Origin of the sequence: Ralstonia sp. 25C (assembly GCF_051904805.1) — a bacterium.
Lineage (GTDB): Bacteria > Pseudomonadota > Gammaproteobacteria > Burkholderiales > Burkholderiaceae > Ralstonia.
The window spans coordinates 1267474-1290492 of the sequence record NZ_CP196738.1 but is presented as its reverse complement, the minus strand read 5'-3'; the positions used below and the strand labels follow the sequence as shown (position 1 = coordinate 1290492).

Annotated in this window: 22 protein-coding genes; 14 read left to right on the top strand and 8 right to left on the bottom strand. The window is 65.0% G+C overall.

The genetic code is table 11. From position 1 onward, the window contains the following. Positions 1-14: 14 nt before the first annotated feature. The 4 genes from ACS7SF_RS24260 to ACS7SF_RS24245 form a co-directional block, all read right to left on the bottom strand. Positions 15-611 carry a nucleotidyltransferase family protein gene (locus ACS7SF_RS24260; protein WP_439893032.1) on the bottom strand — a complete coding sequence of 199 codons (597 nt, stop codon included), beginning with the start codon at positions 609-611 and terminating at the stop codon, positions 15-17. Further along, a complete protein-coding gene (locus ACS7SF_RS24255) occupies positions 611-1045 on the bottom strand; it encodes an organic hydroperoxide resistance protein (protein ID WP_439893031.1) in 435 nt (144 codons plus the stop codon). The genes ACS7SF_RS24260 and ACS7SF_RS24255 overlap by 1 nt, the downstream gene beginning before the upstream one ends. A gap of 134 nt (positions 1046-1179) precedes the next feature. Then, on the bottom strand, positions 1180-3423 hold the full coding sequence (locus tag ACS7SF_RS24250) for a molybdopterin cofactor-binding domain-containing protein (RefSeq protein ID WP_439893030.1): 2244 nt from the start codon (positions 3421-3423) through the stop codon (positions 1180-1182). 20 nt (positions 3424-3443) lie between these two features. Next, positions 3444-3902, bottom strand: a complete 459-nt coding sequence (locus ACS7SF_RS24245) for a (2Fe-2S)-binding protein (protein ID WP_366170553.1) — start codon at positions 3900-3902, stop codon at positions 3444-3446. A 579-nt stretch (positions 3903-4481) separates the two neighbouring features. On the opposite strand from ACS7SF_RS24245, the gene leuA reads away from it, so the two are divergent. The 4 genes from leuA (at position 4482) to ACS7SF_RS24225 (ending at position 8932) form a co-directional block, all read left to right on the top strand. Further along, positions 4482-6194 carry a 2-isopropylmalate synthase gene (gene leuA, locus ACS7SF_RS24240; protein WP_439893029.1) on the top strand — a complete coding sequence of 571 codons (1713 nt, stop codon included), beginning with the start codon at positions 4482-4484 and terminating at the stop codon, positions 6192-6194. Between the two features lie 137 nt (positions 6195-6331). Next, positions 6332-6718: a four-helix bundle copper-binding protein gene (locus ACS7SF_RS24235; protein ID WP_439893028.1), complete on the top strand. Its 387-nt coding sequence runs from the start codon at positions 6332-6334 to the stop codon at positions 6716-6718. Between the two features lie 16 nt (positions 6719-6734). Further along, a complete protein-coding gene (cadR, locus tag ACS7SF_RS24230) occupies positions 6735-7211 on the top strand; it encodes a Cd(II)/Pb(II)-responsive transcriptional regulator (RefSeq protein WP_439893027.1) in 477 nt (158 codons plus the stop codon). 116 nt (positions 7212-7327) lie between these two features. After that, the gene (locus ACS7SF_RS24225) at positions 7328-8932 is read left to right on the top strand and encodes a DUF4139 domain-containing protein (RefSeq protein ID WP_439893026.1); all 1605 of its coding nucleotides are present in this window, start codon (positions 7328-7330) and stop codon (positions 8930-8932) included. A gap of 31 nt (positions 8933-8963) precedes the next feature. Here ACS7SF_RS24225 and ACS7SF_RS24220 read toward each other — a convergent pair whose 3' ends face one another. Further along, positions 8964-11324: a heavy metal translocating P-type ATPase gene (locus ACS7SF_RS24220; RefSeq protein WP_439893025.1), complete on the bottom strand. Its 2361-nt coding sequence runs from the start codon at positions 11322-11324 to the stop codon at positions 8964-8966. Positions 11325-11511: 187 nt separating this feature from the next. Here ACS7SF_RS24220 and ACS7SF_RS24215 point away from each other — a divergent pair, with 187 nt between their 5' ends. The 8 genes from ACS7SF_RS24215 to ACS7SF_RS24180 all read left to right on the top strand — a co-directional run bounded on the left by ACS7SF_RS24215 (position 11512) and on the right by ACS7SF_RS24180 (position 18041). Further along, on the top strand, positions 11512-12810 hold the full coding sequence (locus ACS7SF_RS24215; protein WP_439893024.1) for a CitMHS family transporter: 1299 nt from the start codon (positions 11512-11514) through the stop codon (positions 12808-12810). A 16-nt stretch (positions 12811-12826) separates the two neighbouring features. Next, positions 12827-14182, top strand: a complete 1356-nt coding sequence (locus ACS7SF_RS24210) for an acyclic terpene utilization AtuA family protein (protein ID WP_439894474.1) — start codon at positions 12827-12829, stop codon at positions 14180-14182. A gap of 1 nt (position 14183) precedes the next feature. Further along, on the top strand, positions 14184-14504 hold the full coding sequence (locus ACS7SF_RS24205) for an AtuA-related protein (RefSeq protein WP_439893023.1): 321 nt from the start codon (positions 14184-14186) through the stop codon (positions 14502-14504). A gap of 30 nt (positions 14505-14534) precedes the next feature. Beyond that, entirely contained in the window at positions 14535-14924 is a 390-nt protein-coding gene (locus ACS7SF_RS24200) for a VOC family protein (RefSeq protein WP_439893022.1), read from the top strand. Positions 14925-14948: 24 nt separating this feature from the next. Then, on the top strand, positions 14949-15842 hold the full coding sequence (locus ACS7SF_RS24195; protein WP_439893021.1) for a LysR family transcriptional regulator: 894 nt from the start codon (positions 14949-14951) through the stop codon (positions 15840-15842). Positions 15843-15956: 114 nt separating this feature from the next. Beyond that, the gene (locus ACS7SF_RS24190; RefSeq protein WP_439893020.1) at positions 15957-16424 is read left to right on the top strand and encodes a universal stress protein; all 468 of its coding nucleotides are present in this window, start codon (positions 15957-15959) and stop codon (positions 16422-16424) included. Between the two features lie 112 nt (positions 16425-16536). Continuing rightward, positions 16537-16980, top strand: coding sequence for a nuclear transport factor 2 family protein (locus tag ACS7SF_RS24185; RefSeq protein ID WP_439893019.1), 444 nt, complete (start codon positions 16537-16539; stop codon positions 16978-16980). 56 nt (positions 16981-17036) lie between these two features. Beyond that, positions 17037-18041 carry an NAD(P)H-dependent flavin oxidoreductase gene (locus ACS7SF_RS24180; RefSeq protein ID WP_439893018.1) on the top strand — a complete coding sequence of 335 codons (1005 nt, stop codon included), beginning with the start codon at positions 17037-17039 and terminating at the stop codon, positions 18039-18041. Between the two features lie 13 nt (positions 18042-18054). Here ACS7SF_RS24180 and ACS7SF_RS24175 read toward each other — a convergent pair whose 3' ends face one another. Both ACS7SF_RS24175 and ACS7SF_RS24170 read right to left on the bottom strand, forming a co-directional pair. Beyond that, complete coding sequence (locus tag ACS7SF_RS24175; RefSeq protein WP_439893017.1) at positions 18055-18591, bottom strand: PadR family transcriptional regulator; 537 nt, start codon at positions 18589-18591, stop codon at positions 18055-18057. A gap of 91 nt (positions 18592-18682) precedes the next feature. Further along, positions 18683-19945, bottom strand: coding sequence for a serine hydrolase domain-containing protein (locus tag ACS7SF_RS24170; protein ID WP_439893016.1), 1263 nt, complete (start codon positions 19943-19945; stop codon positions 18683-18685). A gap of 170 nt (positions 19946-20115) precedes the next feature. On the opposite strand from ACS7SF_RS24170, the gene ACS7SF_RS24165 reads away from it, so the two are divergent. Next, the gene (locus ACS7SF_RS24165; protein ID WP_439893015.1) at positions 20116-21033 is read left to right on the top strand and encodes a LysR family transcriptional regulator; all 918 of its coding nucleotides are present in this window, start codon (positions 20116-20118) and stop codon (positions 21031-21033) included. A gap of 134 nt (positions 21034-21167) precedes the next feature. Here the strand turns inward: ACS7SF_RS24165 and ACS7SF_RS24160 are convergent, their stop codons facing one another. Next, positions 21168-22238, bottom strand: coding sequence for an NAD(P)H-dependent flavin oxidoreductase (locus ACS7SF_RS24160; protein ID WP_439893014.1), 1071 nt, complete (start codon positions 22236-22238; stop codon positions 21168-21170). A gap of 147 nt (positions 22239-22385) precedes the next feature. Here ACS7SF_RS24160 and ACS7SF_RS24155 point away from each other — a divergent pair, with 147 nt between their 5' ends. Continuing rightward, positions 22386-22955: a CGNR zinc finger domain-containing protein gene (locus ACS7SF_RS24155; protein WP_439893013.1), complete on the top strand. Its 570-nt coding sequence runs from the start codon at positions 22386-22388 to the stop codon at positions 22953-22955. Positions 22956-23019 lie beyond the last annotated feature (64 nt).

Sequence of the window (23019 nt, the reverse complement as noted above, 5' to 3'; positions counted from 1 at the left end):
GCAGCGCTGTTAGATCAGCCCGCCAAATCCGCCGGTGTATCGACATCTCGCAGAACGCCGGCATCGTCCACGTTGATGCGGACGAGCGCAGCCGGATCGATCAAGCGCCGGGCGCCTTCGTCGCCGTCGAGCGCCGTCAGGCCAGCAAAGTAGTCGGCACCAAAGCCGATCGGGTGTCCGCGCTGCCCCGCGTGAAAGGGCGCAACGCAATGGTCGGCATCCACGGCTTGCGCAACCTGTTCGATGGTCTGGGGTGTAATCCACGGCATGTCGGCCAACGCGATGATCCAGCCGCCCGCATCCGGGCGCGCCGCAACACCCGCCGCCAGGCTCGCACCCATGCCGCGCGCAGCGCCCGGGCAGCGGAGCACTTCGCAGCCAGTTTCCGCCAGCAATGCCGCTAGCTGATCGACCTGTGCGCCATGTGTGCCAGCGGCGGGCACCACGGCCACCACATCGGCCAATGCTTGCTTCAAATGCCGCGCGGCCTGCACGGCCACGGGTGTTCCATCCGCCAACCGCACCAGCAGCTTGTTGGCCGCGCCGGCCGGGTCGAATCGGCTACCGCAGCCGGCGGCCAGCAACACCCCCACCACCGGCCGCTGCGCCATCAAACCACCTCGGTCTTGAGGGTGACTTCCACGTTATTGCGCGTGGCGTTCGAATAGGGGCACACCTCATGCGCCTTGGCGACCAGCGTTTCCGCATCGCTCTGCGACAAGCCGCTGATGCGCGCCGTCAGCCCCACCTTCAGGCCGAAGCCGCCTTCCGGACGCGTGCCGATGCCGACGTCGCAGTGGATCTCGATATTGCTCGGATTGAGCTTGAGCATGCTCTTGGCGACAAAGTCGCACGCCGAGCCAAAGCACGCGGCATAGCCGGCGGCGAACAGGTCTTCCGGCGTGGTGGTGTTGGGCTTGCCGGGGCCGCCCATGGATTTCGGCACCGACAATTCGTGCGAGACCTGCCCGTCTTCCGTCTGCGTGTGGCCGTTGCGGCCGCCCGTGGCTTTGGCGTGGGCGGTGTAGAGGATGTTCAATGCCATGACGTGCTCCTTCAGTAGGTAAACAACGCATTCGCGGACGCAAGATTCAGTCCGCTGAACTTCGATCCGCTGAACAACAAGGCCGGCACACATTGCTGCATGCCGGCCTGCATCTCATCACGCAATCGTGACAACTACACCGTATCGAACGGCAGCTTGCGCAAGCGCTTGCCGGTGAGCGCAAACACCGCGTTGGCCACGGCCGGCGCAATCGGCGGCGTGCCGGGTTCGCCCAAGCCGGTGGGGTTGTCCTCCGACGGCACGAAGAACACGTTCACCGGCGGCGCGTCCGGCATGCGCACGGGCGGGAAGTCGGTGAAATTGCTGTTCTTGGTGGCACCGTTTTCGATGTCGATGGCAAAGCCGGGCTGGATCATCGCCAGGCCAAACACGCACGCACCTTGAATCTGCGCTTCGGCACCCATCGGGTTGACCACGCGGTTGGCATGCACGCCCGCTGTCACGCGATGCACGCGAGGCTTGCCCTGATCGACGGACACCTCCACCACATACGCCACCACCGAGTCGAACGACTCATGCACGGCCACACCCCAGGCCTGCCCCTTGGGCAGCTTGCGCTTGCCGTAGCCCGACTTGTCGACAGCCAGTTGCAGCGCCGCGCGATGGCGCGCGTGCTCCTTGCCGGTAAAGCGCGCCAGACGGAAGGCCACCGGGTCTTGCTTGGCGGCGTGCGCCACCTCGTCAACCATCGTTTCCATCACGTAGGCCGTATGCGTATGGCCCACGGAGCGCCACCACAGTACTGGCACATTCACGTCCGGATGGTGCACCGTCAGCTGCATCGGGAAACCATAGTGGTTCTCGCTCACGCCCTCGACCATGGTCTCGTCCACCCCGTTCTTGACCAGGAAGCCCTCGAACGGCGTGCCCTTGATGATCGACTGGCCAACGATCACGTGGTCCCAGCCGACGACCTTGCCGCTGGCATCCACCCCGACGTTGACGCGGTGCAGATGCATCGGGCGGTAGTAGCCCCCTCGGATGTCGTCTTCACGGCTCCAGATCACCTTGACGGGGCCGTTGTGGCCGGCCGCCGCGTACGCTTTCGCCACGTTGGCGGCTTCCGTCAGATAGTCCGACGTGGGCACCGCGCGACGGCCAAAACCGCCACCGGCCATCATGGTGTTCAGTTCGATCTTCTCGGGCGAAACGCCCAGCACCTTGGCGATGGCGCCTTGGTCGATGGTCTGAAACTGCGAGCCCACCCATACCTTCGCACCACTGACCTTGCCGCCGTCCTTCTGCACATCGATCGTGCAGTTCAGCGGTTCCATCGGCGCGTGCGCGAGGTAGGGGAATTCGTAGTCGGCCTGGATACGCGTGGCGGCAGATTGAATCGCGCTCACGTCAGCGGCCTTGGCCACCGTGCCGGGCTGGCCGGCGAGCTTCTTGTATTCCGCCATCAGCGCGGGGGTGGACACGGTCGAGCCCGCGTCTTCCCACGTGACCTGCAGCGCGTCGCGGCCCATCTTGGCAGGCCAGTAGCCATCGGCGATGACAGCCACACCCGTGCCGCCACGATCGGTCGGGATCTGCAGCACATCAACCACGCCCTTCACAGCCTTGGCCGCTGCCGTGTCGTACTTGGCCACCTTGCCGCCAAAGCGCGGCGGGCGCGCCAGCACGGCCACCTTCATGTTCGGCAGGCGCGTGTCGAGACCAAACTTGAGCGAGCTGTCGAGCTTCGCGCGTGCATCCAGACGAGGCGTGGGCTTGCCGACAATGCGGAACTGCGACGGATTCTTCAGCGTGACCTGCGCCGGCACCGGCAGTGCCATCGCGGCCTGTGCGAGTTCACCATACGTGGCGCGGTGGCTGCCCGACGTGACCACGCCGTTGGCGGTGTGGCACGTTGACGGATCGACCTTCCAGCGCTCGGCCGCGGCCGAGACCAACATCGCACGCGCCCGTGCACCCAGTTCACGGTATTGCTGGAACGAGTGGTTCAACGCGGTTGAGCCGCCCGTCATCTGAATGCCGAAGCCCGGGTCCTTGTACGGATCAGCCGCCGGCGCCAGCACGCCGCGTACGTTGCGCCAATCCACATCGAGCTCTTCAGCCAGCGCCATCGGCAGCGCCGTGTGCACGCCTTGACCGAACTCGAGCCGGTTCACTGCCACAGTCACGGTGTTGTCCGGCGCAATGATGATGAAGGCTTGCGGTGGCGAAGGCGGCTTGGCCTTCGAGTCCTGCGCACCGGCCAGCGCCGGTGCAATGCCCAGTGCCAGCCCGCCGCCTGCCAGCGTGGTGAGTTTCAGAAAGCTGCGGCGATCCAGCGTCGCTGCACCCGTGTCAGCCGACGCCGGCTGATGTTGCGCGCCGCCACCGGCCAGCGCTTCAAGATTTCGAATACGCATCGTGAGTTCTCCGGTAGGGCTCAGGCCAACGTTTTCGCGGCATCGTGAATCGCCGCGCGAATCCGTTGATAGGTCGCGCAACGGCACAGGTTGCCGGCCATCGCGGCGTCGATGTCTGCATCCGTCGGCTTCTTTTTGGTGCGCAGCAGACCCACCGCGCTCATCATCTGGCCGCTTTGGCAGTAACCGCATTGCGCAACGTCGTGCTTGACCCACGCATCAAGCACCGCCTTGCCGACCTTGTCGTCGGCGATATGTTCGGAGGTCGTGATCTGCTGGCCGGCCACCGCGGAGATCGGCAGCACGCAGCTGCGCGTGGGCTGGCCGTTCAAGTGCACCGTGCAGGCACCGCATGATGCAACGCCGCAGCCGAATTTGGTGCCGGTCAAACCGAGGTTGTCGCGCAGCGCCCAGAGCAGTGGCGTCGACGGATCAGCATCAACTTCCACCGGTTTGCCGTTGATGTTCAACGTGACCATTGTGGGGTTCTCCTTGTGGGGCGTGAGAGGGGTCTTACCGTTATGAAGCCTCTGATATAGCGGGCCGGCGGTATGGACGGGGTGTATTAAAGCAGGTTCGTGTGGGTTTTGCTGGCGGCGGCTTCACATGGCGCGCTGCGCCAGAACCGTCCGAATTCGACCAAGGCGGCTTGACAACGTCCGCCATCCCCCAGCATCATCGACAAATGCACTCCCAGCAGACCACCCTTCTCACCGCTCCTGCCCGCACCCTCTCGTGCGTGCGCGGTCTGCTATCCGCTTCTCTACTACGCGTGTAAACGCGTAGATCTCTCTTTCCCCTCGTTCCGGTGTTTGATCGGTCCGTGCCCTGAGCGGCGACGGGCCTTGTATGTGGCGCAGTCCGTGCGCCGAATCGTTGGAGCCATCCATGCCCACCTCGACCCTGCTTTCGCTACGACTACCGTCCGGTTGCCAGACCACGCGCCCGTGGCTGTCTGGCCGCCACACCCGCACCGCTCACCCGGCCACGCCGGACGCCGCCCGCGCGGCAGTCCTCGACGTAACCCACCGATCTCGATCTAACAGGACGCTCACACCATGTTGAAGAACCCCGCCACCAAGTACCGCCCCTTCCCCGCCATCGCCCTCACCGATCGCACCTGGCCCAACAAGACCATCACCCGTGCCCCGATCTGGATGAGCACGGACCTGCGCGATGGCAACCAGGCCCTGTTCGAGCCCATGAACGCCGAGCGCAAGATGCGCATGTTCAAGATGCTCGTGCAGATCGGCTTCAAGGAAATCGAAGCCGCTTTCCCCGCCGCGTCCCAAACCGATTTTGATTTCGTGCGCGAACTGATCGAGGGTGGACACATCCCCGACGGCGTGGCCATCGAAGTGCTCACGCAAGCGCGTGAAGACCTGATCCGCCGCACGATGGAATCGCTGCGCGGTGCCAAGAAAGCCATCATCCACGTCTACAACGCGACGGCGCCGGTGTTCCGCCGCACGGTGTTCAACACCGACCGCGAAGGCGTCAAGCGCATTGCCGTGCAAAGCGCCAAGCTGATCCGCGAGATTGCGGAGTCGATGCCCGAAACGCAGTGGACGTATCAGTACAGCCCGGAAGTCTTCAGCGGCACCGAGCTGGATTTCGCGCTCGAAGTCTGCAATGCCGTGACCGAAGTCTGGGAGCCCACGCCCGAGCACAAGATCATCTTCAACCTGCCGGCCACGGTGGAGATGGCCACGCCCAACATCTACGCCGACCAGATCGAGTGGATGCACCGCAACCTGGCGCGCCGCGATTCGATCATCCTCTCCGTGCATCCGCACAATGACCGCGGCACCGCCGTGGCCGCCGCTGAGCTGGCCGTGATGGCCGGCGCCGACCGCGTGGAAGGCTGCCTGTTCGGCAACGGCGAGCGCACTGGCAACGTGGACCTCGTCACGCTTGCGCTGAACCTGTACTCGCAGGGTGTGGATCCGGAACTGGATTTCTCGCACATCAATGACGTGGCACGTACCTGCGAAGACTGCACGCAACTGCCCGTGCATCCGCGCCATCCGTATGTGGGCGACTTGGTGTTCACGGCGTTCTCGGGCTCGCACCAGGATGCAATCAAGAAGGGCTTTGCAGTGCAGCAACCCAACGCGCTGTGGGAGATGCCCTACCTGCCGATCGACCCGGCCGACGTGGGCCGCACGTACGACTCGATCATTCGCGTGAACAGCCAGTCGGGTAAAGGCGGCATCGCGTATCTGCTGGAATCCGGCTATGGCGTAGCGATGCCGCGCCGGCTGCAAGTGGAGTTCAGCAGCACCGTGCAGCAGTTGACGGACGAAAGCGGCCGCGAAGCCACCGGCGCAGACATCTGGGCGCTGTTCCAGCAGACGTATCTGCGTGCGGATGGCGCGATCGGCTACGTGTCGCACCGCCTGACCGAACGTGATGACGGCAGCCAGCACATCCGCCTGGTGGTCAACATCGATGACCACGAGCACATCTGCGAAGGCACCGGCAACGGGCCGCTGGATGCGCTGGTGCATGCGCTGTCGCACGTGCTGACGGCCCCGGTGTCGGTCCATCACTACGAAGAGCGCGCGCTCGGCCAGGGTGCCAATGCTGACGCCATTGCCTTTGCAGAAATGGCGGCACCCGGCGTGGCAGGCAGCGTGTTTGGCGTGGGCGTGGATGCCAACCTGACGACAGCGTCGATCCGTGCGGTGGTGGGTGGCGTGAACCGCCTGATCGCACGTGCCGGCAAGGGCATGCTGCGTCGCGGGAATGCCGGGGCAGCGGTCGCCTGAGGTCAGAAATCCGCACAGGTTCACCTCACGCAGCGGAGCGCCAGTTGCTAAATTGAATGGATGCGGCCCGGGAAGCGCTCGGGCCCATTCCTTCCGAAACGCAACCGCGTGCCATCCACTGCCACAGGAGAACCGACATGACCACTCGTCCGACCGCGAAAGACAATGCCAAGCGTTTTGCCAGTGTGATCCAGGCGTTGCAGGCTTGCGAGAACGCTTGCAATCATTGCGCGACGGAAAGCAGTAAGAACGGCCACGCGACAGCCATGACGCGCTGCATCAACGTGTGTACGGACTGCGCGCAGTACTGCGGGGTCACACGTGCCTTTCTGGAGCGCAACAGCGAATTTGCCGAGTTGCTGCTGGAAGACTGCGCCGAGATCTGCAACCAATGCGCGGAAGAATGCGATCATCATGGCCAAGGCCATTGCAGTGCTTGTGCAACAGCGTGCCGTGCCTGCATGGACGCCTGCCTGAAGGTCGCTGGTGTTGAAGCCGTCACGGCCGAACCGACCGTCTTCTGACCCTTCTCCAACGCGTATGAAAATTGGCGAGCTCGCCCAGCGCACGGGCATCAGCATTGAAACCATCCGCTTCTATGAAGCGCAGGGCCTGCTGCCCCCGCCGGCGCGCGCCGCCAACAACTACCGCGTCTACACGCCCGAGCATGCCGAGCAACTGGCCTTCATTGCGAAGTGCCGGTCGCTCGACATGGCCCACACCGAGATCCGACGACTGCTCGAACTACAGGCCAACCCCCAGGCCTCGTGCGAAGAGATCAACAGGCTACTGGACGAACACCTGCGCCACGTTGAGGCGCGCATTGCCGAATTGACCGATCTCCGGCAACAGATCGAGGCCATCGGCCAACGCTGCACCACAGCCGCTTCCGTGGCCGAATGCGGCGTGCTGCAATCGCTGCATGAAGAGCCAGCACCGGGCTCCAGCCACACGCATAACCACGACCACGGGGACGCCGAACACGCACACCGGCATATTCGTGGCGTGCATCGCTAACAGCCTTCATTCGTCTCTATCCCCAGCCGGACACGTCACTTTGACATGCGCTTTGACGTGCGATACTCGCCGCATTTCACAACACGTGGGTGGGGCGGATGAAGACGAAACCGGCAATGTATTTTCTGCATCGGCAACGCGCGGCGCTCGGCGCCGCTGCGCTGGCAACGACGGCTGCCGCGCATGCGGCCACGCCTTCGCGCATCAGCGAGGTCACGCTGTTTCCGGATAGCGCGACGGTTGTGCGCACGGCCAGCGTTGCGGCGGGGGCGCGCAGCATCGAGGTGACTTGCCTGCCGATGACGTTCGACGCAGACAGCCTGCGCGTGGAGGCGGACAGCAGCATTCGCGTGGGCGATATCCGCGTGGAAACCGTGCCCAGCGAAGGCAGCGGCTGCGCAAAGACCGCCCTGGAAACGCAGATCAAAACCCTTCAAGACCAACGTGCGGCGCTGGACGTTCAACTTCAGGCCAATGCCCTGTCGGCGAGCTACCTGAAGGCGGTGAGTGAAAACACCGGTGGCAACGGTCATGCGCCCATCACGGATTTCTCCAAGCTCGGCCGTGCCACCGATGCCCTGGCGCGCAATGCGCAGGAAGTCTTCACGCGCCAGGAGCAATTGAAAAAACGCGACGCCGAATTGAAGGCGCAACTGGACGCGCTGCAGCAGACGCATGGTGCCGGTGCGACGACATTGCGCACAGCACGGATTGCCGTGTCAGCACCGCGCGGCGGCGAGTTGCGCATCAGCTACCAGACCTCGCGCGCGGGTTGGCGGCCGGCGTATCAGGCGAGCGTGGATTCCGTACGTTCGAACGTCATCGTTGAGCGACAGGCCACCCTTGCGCAATCGACCGGCGAGGATTGGCGCGGCGTGCGGCTGCGCCTGTCGACGGGTCAACCGCGCACTGCGCCGCGTGGGCCTGAGCCATATGCATGGCAACTGGACATCCAACCTCCGCCCCAAGCGCCCAAGCCTTACCCCGCTGCCCCTATGGCGGCGGCACCCGTGGCCGCGCCCATGCTCGCCCGCGAGAAACGCGCACAGGCTGACGAAGCCTATGAAGCACCGCTATTCGACGTCACCGCCGTCCAGACCGCCTTCGCCACCGAGTTCGAGCTGCCGGGGAACGTCGCGCTGCCGTCCGACGCGCAGAAGGTGACATACACCCTGGCCACCGAAACGCTGCCCGCCAAGCTGGCCGCGCGCAGCACACCACGCATGGATACGGCGGCTTATCTGATCGCCACGGTGGATCGACCACAAGGCATCTGGCCGGCAGGCAACATGCAGTTGCGCCGCGATGGTGCTGTGGTCGGCACCGCGCATTGGAATCCGGCAGGGGCCGATCAGAAGGTCACGCTGCCCTTTGGCCGCGATGATCTCGTCACCGTGGTGGTGGAAACACCCAAGACCTTCCAGCGCAGCGTGGGCCTGCTCGACAACCGCAACGAACGCCAGCTCGCGGCGCTATACACCGTGCGCAACCGGCATCGCGATGCCATTGACGTGCAGGTCCTGGAAGCCACGCCCGTCAGCCAGTCCGACGACATCAAGGTGCGTACCACCTTCTCGCCAGAACCCGCCAAGCGCGACTGGGAACACCGCGCAGGCGTGATTGCGTGGGAGCAGACGATTCCGGCTGGCGAGAGCGCCCGCTTTTCCGCCGACTACCTCATTACCTATCCGAAGGACGCGCGCGTCAGCGGCTTGCGCTGAGCGCGCCTCGCACGCGCGCTGACGTTGACCTTCAACCGCGCGTGCGCATCACCCGCAGCCCGTTGAAGACCACCAACAGGCTCGCACCTACATCGGCAAAGATGGCCATCCAGAGCGTGGCGTCGCCCATCACGGCCAGCGCGAGGAACACCACCTTGATGCCCAGCGCCAGCACGATGTTCTGACGCAGCACCGCCACCGTGCGCCGGCTGATGCAGATGAAGCTGGCGAGCTTGCGCGGGTCGTCGTCCATGATCGCGACATCGGCGGCTTCCAGTGCAGTGGCGGTGCCGGCGGCGCCCATGGCGAAACCGATGTCGGCACGTGCCAGGGCCGGGGCATCGTTGATGCCATCGCCGACCATCCCGACAAAGCCGTGTTGTGCAGCCAGTGCCCCCACCACGCGCTGCTTGTCGGCGGGGAGTTGTTCGGCGTGCACGTTGTCGATGCCGACAGTCTTGGCGATGGCCTGCGCGGCACGGCGATCATCACCGGTAATCATGACCGGCTGCACGCCCAGCGCGCGCAGGTCAGCAATGGCTTGCGCGCTTTCCGCACGCTCGCGGTCGCGTACGCCGAAGAGCGCCACGGCGCCATTCGCGTCGCACAGCGTGACGGCGGACATGCCCTCGGCTTGCAGCGATTCGGCAGCGGCACGCCAGGCTGGGGTATCGAAGCCACGTTCTGCGACGAGCGCTGCATTGCCCAGGTGCCAGCGCACGCCGTTGAGGCTGCCCGCCACACCGCGGCCAGGCAGCACCGAAAGCTCCTCCACCGCACCGGCATCGACCGCGCCGTGCGCCGCAGCCGCCTGCACGATAGCCACGGCAATCGGGTGCGTGGTATTGGCGTCCAGCGCCGCAGCCACAGCGAGTGGACGCAGGAAGACAGCATCCGTCGCCGCATTCAGGTCGGACACCGCGCGGCGCGTACCATCCGGCAGCGCTAAGGCATCCAGCACCGGGCGACCCGCCGTCAGCGTGCCGGTCTTGTCTAGCGCCAGCGCACGCAGTCGGCGCCCGCTTTCCAGATAGACACCACCCTTGACGACGATGCCGCGCCGCGCGGCTGCGGCCAGGCCACTCACCACCGTGACGGGCGTGGAAATCACCAGCGCACACGGGCAGGCGATCACCAGCAGCACCAGTGCACGATACGTCCATGCAAGCCAGCCATCGGCCGTGACCAGTGGCCCGATGAGGGCCACTGCCAGCGCCAGCAACATCATCGCGGGCGTGTAGATGGACGAGAACTTGTCGACGAAACGCTGCGTGGGCGCGCGCTGCGACTGCGCCTCCTGGATAGCTCCGGCGATGCGTGCGAGCGTGCTGTCCGCCGCCAAAGCGGTCGCCTCGGCTTCCACGACGCCGTCGGTGACGATGGTGCCGGCGAGGATGGTGTCGCCGGTGACCTTCTCCACCGGCAGGCTCTCGCCAGTGACGGGCGATTCATCAAGCGCGGCGCGGCCGCTGACGATGCGCGCATCCACCGGCACGCGGCTACCCGTGCGCACACGCAGGCGCGCGCCAACGGCGACGCTCTCGACCGCCACATCACGCCAACCGCCGGCGCCGTCGGCCAACTCGGCGGTATCGGGCGCGATGGCGGTGAGCGCACGCACGGCATCGCGGGCACGCACCAAGGCGCGCGCTTCGATGGCCTCGGCCACGGCAAACAGGAAGATCACCATGGCCGCTTCGGCCCACTTGCCGATCAGCAGTGCGCCAATCACGGCCACCGCCATCAGAAAGTTGATGTTGAACGTGAACGCACGTAGGGCGATCCAGCCCTTGCGCAACGTCGGCCCGCCGGCCAATGCAATGGACGCAAGTGCCAACGCCAACACCGGCAGGGCATGATCCCCGAGCGACCACGCGATGGCCTCGGCGCCGAACGCAGCCACGCCACCGACGCCCAGCAGCCACGTGCGGCGCGACATACCGGTGGGCGCCGGAGCCGCCGCGGCCGAACGATCGCGTTCCTCCAGCACCTCGCCGTCCATGCCGATGGCGCGCAGGGCCTCCAGGAACGGTGTGACGTCATCCACGGTGTGGTGGATGGTGAGGTGGCGTTCCAGCAGGTTGAAATCGAGTGCGACCACACCGTCGGCATTGCCCAGCTTGGCGCGAATCATGCGCTCTTCGGTCGGGCAATCCATCTGCTCGATGCGGACCTTGGTGCGCCCCTTGGCGCGGGCCAGCGTCGCGGCATCAACAGGCGCAGCAGCTTCATGTTCATGGCCGTGATCGTGATCGTGACCATGGTCATGCGCGTCGTGGTGGGTGTCCTTCGCAGCCGGGTGACTGTGGCCGCAGCAACCGCCACAACCGGAGGTTTCCGGCTTGGCGGCATGATCGTGGACAGGCAGGGTGGAAGCGAGATCAGGTTTCATGCCTCCATTCAAAACCCTGAAGAAGCTTCAGGGTCAAGCCCACACGGCAGGTGCGGCTTAGGCGCCTCTTATCCAATTAGCCGAATAATCGATCCAAATATTCTGTTTTACAGGCAGATCGCGGCCTCCTACAGTCAGCGGTAAATCCCGCAAACAGGGATTCCGAATCCAAAACTCGGAGGAGACCATGCTCGCACTGCTCGGGCTGCTGACCATCGTTGCGCTGTTTGTCGTCATCCTGACGAAGCGCATGTCGCCGCTGGTTGCGCTCATCGCCATTCCCGTCATCGCCGCGCTTGTGGGCGGCTTCGGGCTCAATACCAGCAAATTCATCATCGGCGGCATCAAGGATGTCGCGCCGGTGGCGGGCATGTTCATCTTCGCGATCCTGTACTTCGGCATCGTCACGGACGCCGGCATGCTCGACCCGATCATCGACCGCATCCTGCGCACCGTGGGCAGCCGGCCGCCGCGCATCGTGGTGGGCTCCGCGCTGCTGGCGCTGTTGATTCACCTGGATGGCTCGGGCGCGGTGGCGTTCCTCATCACCATTCCGGCCATGCTGCCGCTGTACGACCGGCTCGGCATGGACCGCCGCATCCTGGCGTGCGTAACGTCAATGGCGTGCGGCGTGAACTTCCTGCCGTGGACGGGGCCGATGATTCGCGCCTCGGCCTCGCTGCATATGCCGGTGACGGACATCTTCAATCCGCTGATCCCGGTGCAGATTGCGGGGCTCATCTTCGTGTTCGCATGCGCGTGGCTGCTGGGCAAGCGTGAAGAGAAACGCCTGGGCCTCGCTAACCACGATGGCGCCACGCAGGTCGTCGCGCGCCCGCTCACGGATGCGGAACAGGCGCTGCGCCGCCCGCGCAATTTCTGGATCAACCTCATCCTCACCGTTGTCGTGATGGGCGTGATGGTGAGTGGCAAGGTCGACCCAGTAGTGATGTTTATGCTGGGCGTGGTAGCTGCGCTGCTGATCAACTATCCGAACGTCGATCAGCAACGCCAGCGCGTGGATGCCCACGCCAAGGCCGCGCTGATGATGGCGAGCATCCTGCTGGCGGCAGGCGTCTTCACCGGCATCATGAGCAAGTCCGGCATGCTCACGGCGATGGCCAAGACAGCAGTCGACTTCATCCCGCCCGCGATGGCCCACCACATTCCGGTGGTGCTGGGCGTGCTATCGATGCCGCTGTCGCTGTTGTTCGATCCCGATTCGTTCTACTTTGGCGTGCTGCCGGTGGTTGCCGAAGCATCGAAGATGCTGGGCGTGGCGCCGGTGCATGTGGCGCAGGCCGCCGTGCTCGGCCAGATGACGACCGGCTTCCCCGTCAGCCCGCTCACACCCGCGACCTTCCTTGTGGTCGGCCTGTGCGGCATCGAGCTGGCCGACCACCAGAAATTCTCGATCCCCTTCCTGTTCGGTGCCTCGCTGCTGATGACTGCGGTGGCGGTGGTGCTGGGCGTGCTTCCGTGGTGATGGCATGAAGAACGCGTTGAAGACCGAGTTGAAAACATTACGCATCGGCGGCGGCGCCGGTTATTCGGGTGACCGCATCGAACCAGCGCTCGAACTCGCAGAGCACGGCGACATCGACGTGCTGATGTTCGAATGCCTGGCCGAGCGCACCATCGCGCTCGCGCAGCAGGTGCGTCGCAAAGACCCGTTGCATGGCTACGACCCGCTGCTCGAAGCACGCATGCGTGCCGTGCTGTCGGCCTGCGCAGTGCGGGGCATCCGCATCGTCACCAACATGGGCGCAGCCAACCCGCAAGCCGCAGCCGAACGCACGCGTGACATCGCCCGCGAACTTGGCCTCAAGCTGCGCGTGGCGGCCGTTACCGGCGACGATGTGTTCGACCTGCTGCAAGCGCGCGGCAATGACTTCACCTTGATGGATGGCGGCGCCCCCGTCGGCTCGCTCGGCGCGCGCATGGTGTCGGCCAACGCGTACCTCGGCGCGCAGGGCATCGTCGATGCGTTGGCGCAAGGCGCGGATGTGGTCATCACCGGGCGCGTGGCGGATCCGGCGCTGGCGCTCGGGCCGCTCATCCACGCCTTCGGCTGGCGCATGGACGACTGGCACCGCTTGGGCTGCGGCACGCTCGCCGGGCACCTGCTCGAATGCGCGGGTCAGATCACGGGCGGCTATTTTGCCGACCCGGGCGTGAAAGACGTCCCCGACCTCGCACGCCTGGGCTTTCCCATCGGCGAAGTGGGGGAAGACGGTTCGGTACTGATCACGAAGGTGGCCGCGGCCGGCGGCATCGTCACCGAGGCGACGTGCAAGGAGCAATTGCTGTATGAAATCCACGACCCGTCACGCTACCTCACGCCCGATGTCGTGGCCGATTTTTCCAACGTGCGCATGCGCGGCGAGGGGAAGGATCGCGTCGTCATCGAAGGTGCGACGGGCGCGCCGTGCACGGAGCAGTTGAAGGTCTCGATCGGCTATCTCGACAGCTACATCGGCGAAGGCCAGATCAGCTACGCCGGGCCCAACGCAGTCGCGCGCGGCAAGCTGGCGCTCGACATCGTGCGTGAACGGCTGGCGCTCACAGGCGTGCAGATGACGGAAACGCGCTTCGAGCTGATCGGCGTGGATGCGCTACATGGCGCTACCCTCTCCCGCACCGATGCTGAGCCGTATGAAGTGCGCGCGCGCGTGGCCGCCCGCACTGAATCGATGGCCGAAGCCATCCGCATCGGCAACGAGGTCGAAACGCTGCTGACCTGCGGCCCTTCCGGCGGCGGCGGCGCCACCAAGAGCGCGCGGGAAGTCATCGCCGTGGCGTCGACATTGATCCCCGCTGAACTGGCTCCGCACGCCGTGCACATTCTGGAGAGCTGACATGACACGCACACTCCGCGACCTTGCCCACACCCGCGCCGGCGACAAGGGCGACATCTCGTGCATCTCCGTGATCGCGCTTCGTCCGCAATGTGCGGAAGACTTTGCCGTGCTGGAGCAACACGTCACGGCCGAGCGCGTGCGCGCGCATTTCGCTGAACTCGTCACCGGCCATGTCGAGCGCTATGTGCTGCCGCAACTGGGCGCGCTGAACTTCGTGCTGCACGGCGCATTGGCCGGCGGCGTGACGCGCTCGCTGGCGCTGGATGCGCACGGAAAATCGCTGTCGAGCGCACTGCTGACACTAAGCATTCCGGACTAAGATGCGCCCATCGCTACACAGGAGACGCAGATGAAGTTCGGATACACCATCGTGTATGTGCCAGACGTTCCAGCGTCGCTGGCATTCTTCGAAACCGCATTTGAGTTTGAGCGCCGCTTTCTAGCAGAAACAAACGACTACGGCGAACTCGAAACCGGCGCAACAACACTTGCCTTTGCCGCGCGAGAACTTGCCGAGTCGCATTCGCCTGCCGGTTTTGTCTACGCCAGCCAATCGGAAAAGCCGCTGGGCATCGAACTCGCGTTCGTCACGCCGGAGGTGGATGCCGCCCATCGGCATGCCATCCAAAGCGGGGCGACTGAGATCGCGGCACCGCAAGTCAAGCCGTGGGGCCAGACGGTGTCGTACGTGCGCTGCCCGGACGGCACGCTGGTGGAACTCTGCACTCCCATCGGTTGAGCACCGCGGGCAACGCCGCCTGGTATGAATCTCTCAGTCAAACAACTCCGCGCCTTTGCCGCACTACGCGAGCATAAGAACTTCACGCAGGCGGCGCAGACCTGTCACCTATCGCAATCGGCCTTCAGTGCGCTGATCCAGAACCTGGAAGCCGACGCAGGCGTGCGCCTGTTCGACCGCAACACACGCCATGTCGAACTCACGCCCGAAGGCGAAGCCTTTGCTGAGTCAGCCCTGCGCCTGCTGGCCGATTTCGAGGCGACGTTTGTAGAGTTGCGCGACCGTGCCGCTGCACGCACCGGCCGCGTGACGGTGGCCGCGCTGCCCTCGATTGCCGCGGGCATCTTGCCGGGCGTGCTGGCGGCGTTCTCCACGCAGCACCCAGGTATTCAGCTTGCATTGCACGACCAGTTGTCCGACCCGTGCATCGACATGGTCCGGCGCGGCGCCGCGGACTTTGCCATCGCCGCCCTGGGCGCAGACATGGCGGGGCTCAGTGCCCAGCCGTTCTGCGCGGACGATTTCCACCTCGTCTGCCACCGCGCGCATCCGCTGGCAAATCAGCCGTCGGTCGATGTCAGCGATCTGGTGGACGTGCCGTTCATCCACCTCGCGCGCAACACGAGCATCCGGCAATACCTCGACGCGGCGCTGCACCCCACCAAGTTGCGCAGCGGGATGGAGGTGGAGCATCTGGCCACGGCGGCCGCGCTGGTCGCTGCGAACCTCGGCATCAGCGTGATTCCCACGCTGGCGTTGTTTCAGTTTCAATTACCGGAGCTTGTGGTGCGGCCGCTGCCGTTGCCGGGGCTGGTGCGGACGCTGTATGTGATCCGGCGCGATGGGCGCAGCCTGTCGGTTGCAGCGCAAACGTTGCTCGACCTACTGCTTGCACACCCCGCGCATACGGGCGTGTAACCGGTCCGACACGGCGCGGTTTGACACGGCGCAACCCGGCATCATCCCGGGTGCAGCATGCCCGACCCGCGCTGCTACAGTGAGGCCATCCCATTCCGATCTTGTGGAGCGCCCATGCATCAACGCATTCTTGCCGCCTTTGACGGCACCCACGAAGCCCACCTAGCGGTAGAAGAAGCCGCCGCGCTTGCGCGCGCATTCCACGGCAGCGTGCGCGTGGTCTGGGCGATCGGCTCGCCGGCCATGCCGGAGTCGCGCGAAATCTACAGCGTAGACAAACTGCGCGAAGACGCCCACCGGACCGCCAGCGCCTCGCTGGTCGAACTGCAACGCCAACTCGACGCCAGCGGCACCACCGCCGAAACCGGCATCCTCATGCTCGACGCCACCGACGACGACATCGGGAGTGCCCTCGAACACGAGGCCGTGCGCTGGCAGGCAGACACCATCGTCGTCGGCTCGCAGGGCAAGCATGGGCTCGCCCGCATCCTGCTGGGCAGCGTGGCCGAGCGCACGGTCAAGCTGTCGCACCGCACCGTCATCGTGGTACGTGCACCGCACCCGGAATACGCGGCCGGCTGACCCTCCGGAAGTCGAGCCCCTCCACTATGCAACTTGTTGCATAGATTCGAACGGCTGTGCTATGTTGCCCCCACGTTAATGCAATGCGTTGCATTTCTGCTCAGGAGCCAGCATGTCGCAGCCGATTCCCAAGACTTTGACCGCCGCCGCACAAGCCACGCTCGATGCCTGGCACGCCATGCTCGAGAGCGGCAACATGGACGATCTCGACCGGCTCTTCGCCGACGAAGTGGTCTTCCGTTCGCCTGTGGCGCACACGCCCTATCCGGGCCGGGCCGCCACCACGCTGGTGCTGCGCACCGTCAACACCGTCTTTGAAGACTTCCAATACCACCGCAGCTTCGCCAGCGACGATGGCGCGAACGTGGTGCTCGAATTCAGCGCCAACGTGAGCGGCAAAGCCCTCAAGGGCATCGACATGATCCGCTTCAACGCCGACGGCAAGATCGTGGAGTTCGAAGTCATGGTCCGCCCCGCCACCGGCCTGCAAGCACTCGGCGCCGCCATGGGCGCCAAGCTGGGCGACAAGATCGGTTTGCTCAAGGCCGGCGCCTAAGCCTCGCTCGCCCATTTCCCTTTTCTGATTCCCAAACAATTCCAACGGAGACCGCCATGTCGCTGCCGCCGATCCTGCAAAACCGCCTGTCCGTGCCCGTGGTGGGCTCGCCGCTGTTCATCATCTCCAACCCCGACCTCGTGATCGCACAGTGCAAGGCGGGCGTGGTCGGTTCGTTTCCAGCGCTCAATGCGCGCCCGGCCGAACTGCTGGAAACCTGGCTCCAGCGCATCACCACGGAGCTGGCCGAATACGACGCGCAGCACCCAGACAAGCCGTCGGCGCCGTTTGCCGTCAACCAGATCGTGCACAAGTCGAACGACCGCCTGGAGCACGACCTGGCGCTGTGCGTGAAGTACAAGGTGCCCATCGTCATCACCTCGCTGGGTGCGCGTGAAGACGTGAACCAGGCGGTGCACAGCTACGGCGGCATCGTGCTGCACGACGTGATCAACAATAAGTTTGCCAAGAAGGCGATCGAGAAAGGCGCGGATGGCCTGATCGCGGTGGCGGCCGGTGCGGGTGGCCACGCAGGCACGACCTCGCCGTTTGCGCTGATCCACGAGATTCGTGAGTGGTTTGACGGCCCGCTGCTGCTGTCGGGCGCGATTGCCAATGGCAATGCCATCCTGGCGGCGCTGGCGGCCGGCGCAGACTTGGCCTATGTCGGGTCGGCCTTCATCGCCACCGAAGAAGCCAACGCGATCGAGGGCTACAAGCAAGCCATCGTGGAATCCACCGCCAGCGACATCGTCTATACGAACCTGTTCACCGGCGTGCACGGCAACTACCTGCGCAAGAGCATCGAGGGCGCGGGCCTGGACCCGGAAGCCCTGCCGGAATCGGACCCGAGCAAGATGAACTTCGGCTCGGGTGGCGGCGCCAAGGCCAAGGCGTGGAAAGACATCTGGGGCGCCGGCCAGGGTGTGGGTGCAGTCAAGCGCGTGGTGCCGGCAGCAGAACTCGTCAAGCGCTTTGCCGAAGAGTTCGAGGTGGCGCGTCGTCGCCTGAACAGTATCGAGGCACTACGTGCCCCGGCGGGTGACAAGGCGACGGCCTAAGTCATATTGCGTCTTAAGCCGTCACCGAGGCTGGCTCCAACAACGGCAGCACATCGTCTGCCCACGCGAGCCAGCCTTCTTCGTAAACGATGCCGCGTTGAAGCACGGCGTGCTGCAGCCGCTGCGCACGCGTGAGTTCGGCACCGGAAAAATCGCGCAGCTCGATCTCGCGGAAAGTGTTCAGGCGCGTGCGGTGCTGTTCGATCAGGCGCTGCATCTCGTCGGCAAAACCGAGTGGGCCGATCACCGCTTCGGCGCGCAGCTTTACCAGTACTTCTTCGCGATTGTCCGACGACACGGTCGGCTCCAGCACCCAGCGCGCGAGTTCTTCGCGGCCCTGCGGCAGCACGGTGTAGGTCTTCTTGCGGCCGTCTTCCTCTTCTTCCACGCTCACCCAGCCGGCTTCGGCCATGCGACCCAGCTCGCGGTAGATCTGCTGGTGCGTGGCGCTCCAGAAATAGCCCATGGACTTGTCAAAGCGGCGGGCGAGTTCATAGCCCGATGAGGGCTTTTCAAGCAGGGAAGTCAGAAGCGCGTGCTGGATCGACATAAGCAGGAAGTGACGTAGGCATTGGCTTGCCATCATACCGAGCAATCACCCGGTCATGAGGCGAAGCTCGGGTCTCGGATCGATCCTGGAGTCAGGGCTGGGCCGCACCCACCTCGGTGATCGCGCTATAGACCAGCGTGCGCAACTGCCGGCGCACCGGGTACGCAGAGGACGGCAAGACCTGTGTGAAGAACAGCCCGATCAGGTCTTCCTTCGGGTCCACCCAGAAGAACGTGCCAGCCGCACCGCCCCAGAAAAAGTCGCCGGTGCTGCCAGGGATGAGCGTGGCGGCTTGCGCGATGGTGGTGGCAAAGCCGAGCCCGAACCCGACGCCGTCGTAGGCCGCCTCGCTGAACATCGAGCGCGGCGACAGGGTCGATATGTCGACCCCACCCGGCAGATGGTTGGCCGTCATCAGCGCCAGCGTCTTGGGGCCGAGCAGGCGCACACCATCCAGCTCGCCGCCTTGGAGCAGCATGCGCGCAAAGCGCAGGTAGTCCGCCGCAGTGGAGACCAGCCCGCCGCCGCCCGAAACAAAGCTGGGGGGCTTCAGGTAGGCGCTGGTACGCGGGTCATCTTGCAAGACCGGTTGATCCGACACCGCCGTCGAGCCGAGCGCGCCAACGGCGTAGCAGGCGCACAAGCGCGAGGCCTTGTCTTCCGGCACGTAGAACGCCGTGTTGACCATCCCCAGCGGATCCAAGATCCGTTCCTTCAGAAAGGTCTCGAACGGCACGCCGCTGATCTTGCCGACGAGGTAGCCAAGTACATCGGTGGAAACCGAGTAGTTCCACGCCTCGCCCGGGGAGAACTCCAGCGGCAGGCCGGCCAGCTTTTCGACCATCCCGTCCAGCGTTCCGTTGAGGTCGGCACCGCCCAGCTTCAGTTGCCGATACGCCGCGTTGACATTCGTATTCTGGTGAAAGCCGTACGTCAGGCCGGAGGTGTGACGCAGCAGGTCGACCATACGCATCGGCCGCGTGGTCGGGCGCGTCTGGAAGCCGGCCATGAAACCACCGGTGAACACGCCCAGGTTCTGCCATGCGGGGATGTATTTGCTGACCGGATCATCCAGCGCGACCTTGCATTCCTCCACCAGCATCATGAACGCCACCGAGGTGATGGGCTTGGTCATCGAGTAGATGCGGAAGATCGAATCTTCGGCCAGCGGCACCTGGCGCTCGCGGTCAGCCCAGCCCTGCACGGCGTTCACCACCCGCTCGCCGCGCCGCCACACCTGCGTGAGCGCGCCGGGCAGCTTGCCGGTCGCAACATAGGCGTCATGGATGAAACGATCGACCCGTTGGAGCCGTTCGCGAGACATGCCTTGCGTTTGACTACCGTGCTGTTCCATGCCTGCTCCTTACCTTCACGACTCTTCGATCTGGTGTGCGGCACGCCGACCACGCCTGCCGCTCTTGCGACATTGTGGCAGGTACCACCGACCGTGCAAACCGGCGCAAACCACGCGCTGATGCGCCGTGACTGTGCTTCAATGCAGTTCGCCTGCAACACCGCCTCAACATGAAGCGCTTCGACGATCTCTACCTCTTCACGCGCGTGGTGGAAGCCGGTGGCTTTTCTGCCGCCGAGCGTGCCACGGGTATCCCCAAATCCCGCCTGAGCCGACGCATTGCCGAGCTGGAGACGCAACTCGGCACGCGTCTGCTGCAACGCTCGAGCCATCGCGTGTCCGTCACGCCCGTGGGCGAGGCGGTGTATCGGCATGCGCGCGACATGGCCGATGCATCTGCAGCGATTGAAGCGCTGGCCGGCGCCGCGCGCAGTGAGCCGGCGGGGGTGCTGCGGGTGGGCACCTCGCCCTTGCTGGCGGAAACGCTGATCGCCGGCTGGCTGGCGGAATTTGCCGACGCCCACCCCAAGCTGCGCATCGAGCTGGACCTATCCAACAACTATGTCGACCTGATCGAACAGCGCATTGATGTGGCCATCCGCGCCGCCACGGGGCCACTGCCGTCGCGGGATGTGGTGGCACGCCCGCTGGCCGTATCGCCACGCGTGTTGGTGGGCAGCCCCACGTTGATCGCGCGCGTGGGGGAGCCCGCTACGCCGGCAGCACTCGAAGAGCTGCCGTGCCTAGGCCAGGGCACGCTCACCCGCAGCCGCGACTGGGTGTTGCACGACCGGCACGGCCACCGGCTCGCGCTGCCGATTCGCCCGCGCTTTGCCACCGACAACATCCTCGCCTTGCGCGAAGCGGCCATCGCCGGTTTGGGCTTTGCCGTGTTGCCGCGGCATTGCTGCCATGCGGCGCTGCTCGATGGCCGCTTGCGCGCCGCGTTGCCCGGCTGGATGCCCGAGCCCGCAGACCTGCACGCGCTATACCCGTCGCGCACCGGTGTGCCGCCCTCCGTCAAAGCGCTCATCGCGTTCCTGCGCGAGCGCTTTACGCAAGAACCGGCCATGAAGGCGCTCGACTGACTCACACAGCGAAACCGGCAAAATCCCGCTAATGCAGTTACATGAAATTTTTCCATTGCATGCATCCCGATTCGTCATGCAAAACGGGCACGCCGTCTGACGTGCCCGTGTGGGAATGATGCTGCGGCAAGCGCTCAGGCCAGTCGCGCAAGCGCCTGTGCAGCGATACGGCGGGTGATGGCTTCAGCGGAATCTTCCGTCGCCAGTTGACCGGCCTGGCCGGACCATAGGTTGATGAAGTCGCCGGAGCCCGTCGGCTCCGTCTTGGCGCGCAACGGGGCGAGCGCGCCGCCCGCCGTTGGGAAAGCCGGGGCGAACGCGCTCATCGGGCCGATCTCGCGCATCAGGCGGTTGACGATGCCGCGCGCCGGGCGGCCGGTGAACAGGTTCGTGAGCGCGGTATCGGCATCGGTTGCGCGCTTGAGTGCCGCGCGGTGGATGGCGGAAGTCTTTGCCTCAGGCGAGAGCATGTAGGCGGTGCCGATCTGCACAGCCGATGCACCCAGCGCCAGCGCCGCCACCAAGCCTCGTGCATCGCCAATACCACCCGCTGCGATGATCGGCACGCGCACCGCATCCGCCACCTGCGGCACCAGTGCAAACGTACCGACCTGCGATTCAATCGTCTTGGCGAGGAACATGCCGCGATGGCCGCCCGCCTCGTTGCCCATGGCGATGATGGCGTCCACGCCACGTGCCTCCAGCCAGCGCGCTTCTTCCACCGTGGTGGCGGCAGAGATGATCTTCGCGCCCGTGGCCTTCACCCGCGCCTGCAGTTCGGGCACCGGCAAACCAAAGTGAAAGCTCACCACCTCGGGCTTGAGTTCTTCTACCAGCGCGCAGGTGGCTTCATCAAACGGCGTGCGGTTGGCAGCCGGTGCCTGCGCATTCGGGTCGATGCCGAATTCTGCGTAGTACGGTGCCAGATGCGCGCGCCATTTGGCCTCCCGTTCCGGGTCAGGCCGCGGCGGCGTGTGGCAGAAAAAGTTCAGGTTGATGGGGCCACGCACGGCAGCCCGAAACTGTTCGACCTGCTGGCGGATCTGCTCGGCATTGAGCATCGCGCACGGCAGAGACCCAAGGCCGCCGCCGCGCGCCACGGCAATCGCCAACTCCACACCCGCCACGCCGGCCATCGGCCCCAGCACGATGGGCACGTCGATGTTGAACAGCTCCAGCACGCGGGCATCAGGCCATGCGCTCATGATCGTCTCCAGCCAAGTCGGGATGCGCTCATGGTAATGCGGCGCACTACGCGCAAGATTTCCGGGCAGAAGATGGGGGGTTGCTCGTAACCTGTATAGCGACTTACAACCATTACAATCGACGCATTGCCGTTGTCCCACGCCGCCATGTCACTGCCCGATACGCCTGCACTGATTGCCGATCATCCCGTGCTCGACATGCTCAATACCGTGGACAACGTGGACGGCCAGCCATGGGACCTTTGGCAGACTGATGAGGATGTTTCCGACTGGCTGATACGCGCCGGCTGGTGGGCGCAACCCCTGGCGGGGTGCTATCCGCCCGGCGTGTTGCTGGCGGTGGCGCGACACCTGCGCGAGGTCATCCGCGTGTTGGTGGAGGCGCGCAAAGCCAGCCGCACCGCCAACACCGATGCGCTGAACGTGTTCCTCCGCCAAGCGCCCAGCCACCCGGTTCTGGTGTGGCGCGACGGCACACCACGCGTGGAACGTCTGCGCCCGACCGACTCCGTGGAGCAGTGCCTCGCCCCGCTGGCCGAAGCGGCTGCGCTGTTGCTGGCCGAAGGCAATTTCGCGTTGATCCGCATGTGCGAGCACCCCGATTGCACACGCTGGTTTTACGACCGTACCAAGTCGCACAAGCGCCGATGGTGCAGCATGGCGCTCTGCGGCAATCGACATAAGGTGGCGGAGTACCGCAAGCGCCAGCAGCACTGAGGGGGTATCCACATGCCGCGTTCCATCATTGGAACGCGGCGTCGCAGTGAAGGCCGCTGCGCGC

Bases quoted from the DNA above. Each gene is read 5' to 3' on its own strand.
- ACS7SF_RS24260 (WP_439893032.1), bottom strand. From the start codon at position 611: ATGGCGCAGCGGCCGGTGGTGGGGGTGTTGCTGGCCGCCGGCTGCGGT.
- ACS7SF_RS24255 (WP_439893031.1), bottom strand. From the start codon at position 1,045: ATGGCATTGAACATCCTCTACACCGCCCACGCCAAAGCCACGGGCGGC.
- ACS7SF_RS24250 (WP_439893030.1), bottom strand. From the start codon at position 3,423: ATGCGTATTCGAAATCTTGAAGCGCTGGCCGGTGGCGGCGCGCAACAT.
- ACS7SF_RS24245 (WP_366170553.1), bottom strand. From the start codon at position 3,902: ATGGTCACGTTGAACATCAACGGCAAACCGGTGGAAGTTGATGCTGAT.
- leuA (WP_439893029.1), top strand. From the start codon at position 4,482: ATGTTGAAGAACCCCGCCACCAAGTACCGCCCCTTCCCCGCCATCGCC.
- ACS7SF_RS24235 (WP_439893028.1), top strand. From the start codon at position 6,332: ATGACCACTCGTCCGACCGCGAAAGACAATGCCAAGCGTTTTGCCAGT.
- cadR (WP_439893027.1), top strand. From the start codon at position 6,735: ATGAAAATTGGCGAGCTCGCCCAGCGCACGGGCATCAGCATTGAAACC.
- ACS7SF_RS24225 (WP_439893026.1), top strand. From the start codon at position 7,328: ATGTATTTTCTGCATCGGCAACGCGCGGCGCTCGGCGCCGCTGCGCTG.
- ACS7SF_RS24220 (WP_439893025.1), bottom strand. From the start codon at position 11,324: ATGAAACCTGATCTCGCTTCCACCCTGCCTGTCCACGATCATGCCGCC.
- ACS7SF_RS24215 (WP_439893024.1), top strand. From the start codon at position 11,512: ATGCTCGCACTGCTCGGGCTGCTGACCATCGTTGCGCTGTTTGTCGTC.
- ACS7SF_RS24205 (WP_439893023.1), top strand. From the start codon at position 14,184: ATGACACGCACACTCCGCGACCTTGCCCACACCCGCGCCGGCGACAAG.
- ACS7SF_RS24200 (WP_439893022.1), top strand. From the start codon at position 14,535: ATGAAGTTCGGATACACCATCGTGTATGTGCCAGACGTTCCAGCGTCG.
- ACS7SF_RS24195 (WP_439893021.1), top strand. From the start codon at position 14,949: ATGAATCTCTCAGTCAAACAACTCCGCGCCTTTGCCGCACTACGCGAG.
- ACS7SF_RS24190 (WP_439893020.1), top strand. From the start codon at position 15,957: ATGCATCAACGCATTCTTGCCGCCTTTGACGGCACCCACGAAGCCCAC.
- ACS7SF_RS24185 (WP_439893019.1), top strand. From the start codon at position 16,537: ATGTCGCAGCCGATTCCCAAGACTTTGACCGCCGCCGCACAAGCCACG.
- ACS7SF_RS24180 (WP_439893018.1), top strand. From the start codon at position 17,037: ATGTCGCTGCCGCCGATCCTGCAAAACCGCCTGTCCGTGCCCGTGGTG.
- ACS7SF_RS24175 (WP_439893017.1), bottom strand. From the start codon at position 18,591: ATGTCGATCCAGCACGCGCTTCTGACTTCCCTGCTTGAAAAGCCCTCA.
- ACS7SF_RS24170 (WP_439893016.1), bottom strand. From the start codon at position 19,945: ATGGAACAGCACGGTAGTCAAACGCAAGGCATGTCTCGCGAACGGCTC.
- ACS7SF_RS24165 (WP_439893015.1), top strand. From the start codon at position 20,116: ATGAAGCGCTTCGACGATCTCTACCTCTTCACGCGCGTGGTGGAAGCC.
- ACS7SF_RS24160 (WP_439893014.1), bottom strand. From the start codon at position 22,238: ATGAGCGCATGGCCTGATGCCCGCGTGCTGGAGCTGTTCAACATCGAC.
- ACS7SF_RS24155 (WP_439893013.1), top strand. From the start codon at position 22,386: ATGTCACTGCCCGATACGCCTGCACTGATTGCCGATCATCCCGTGCTC.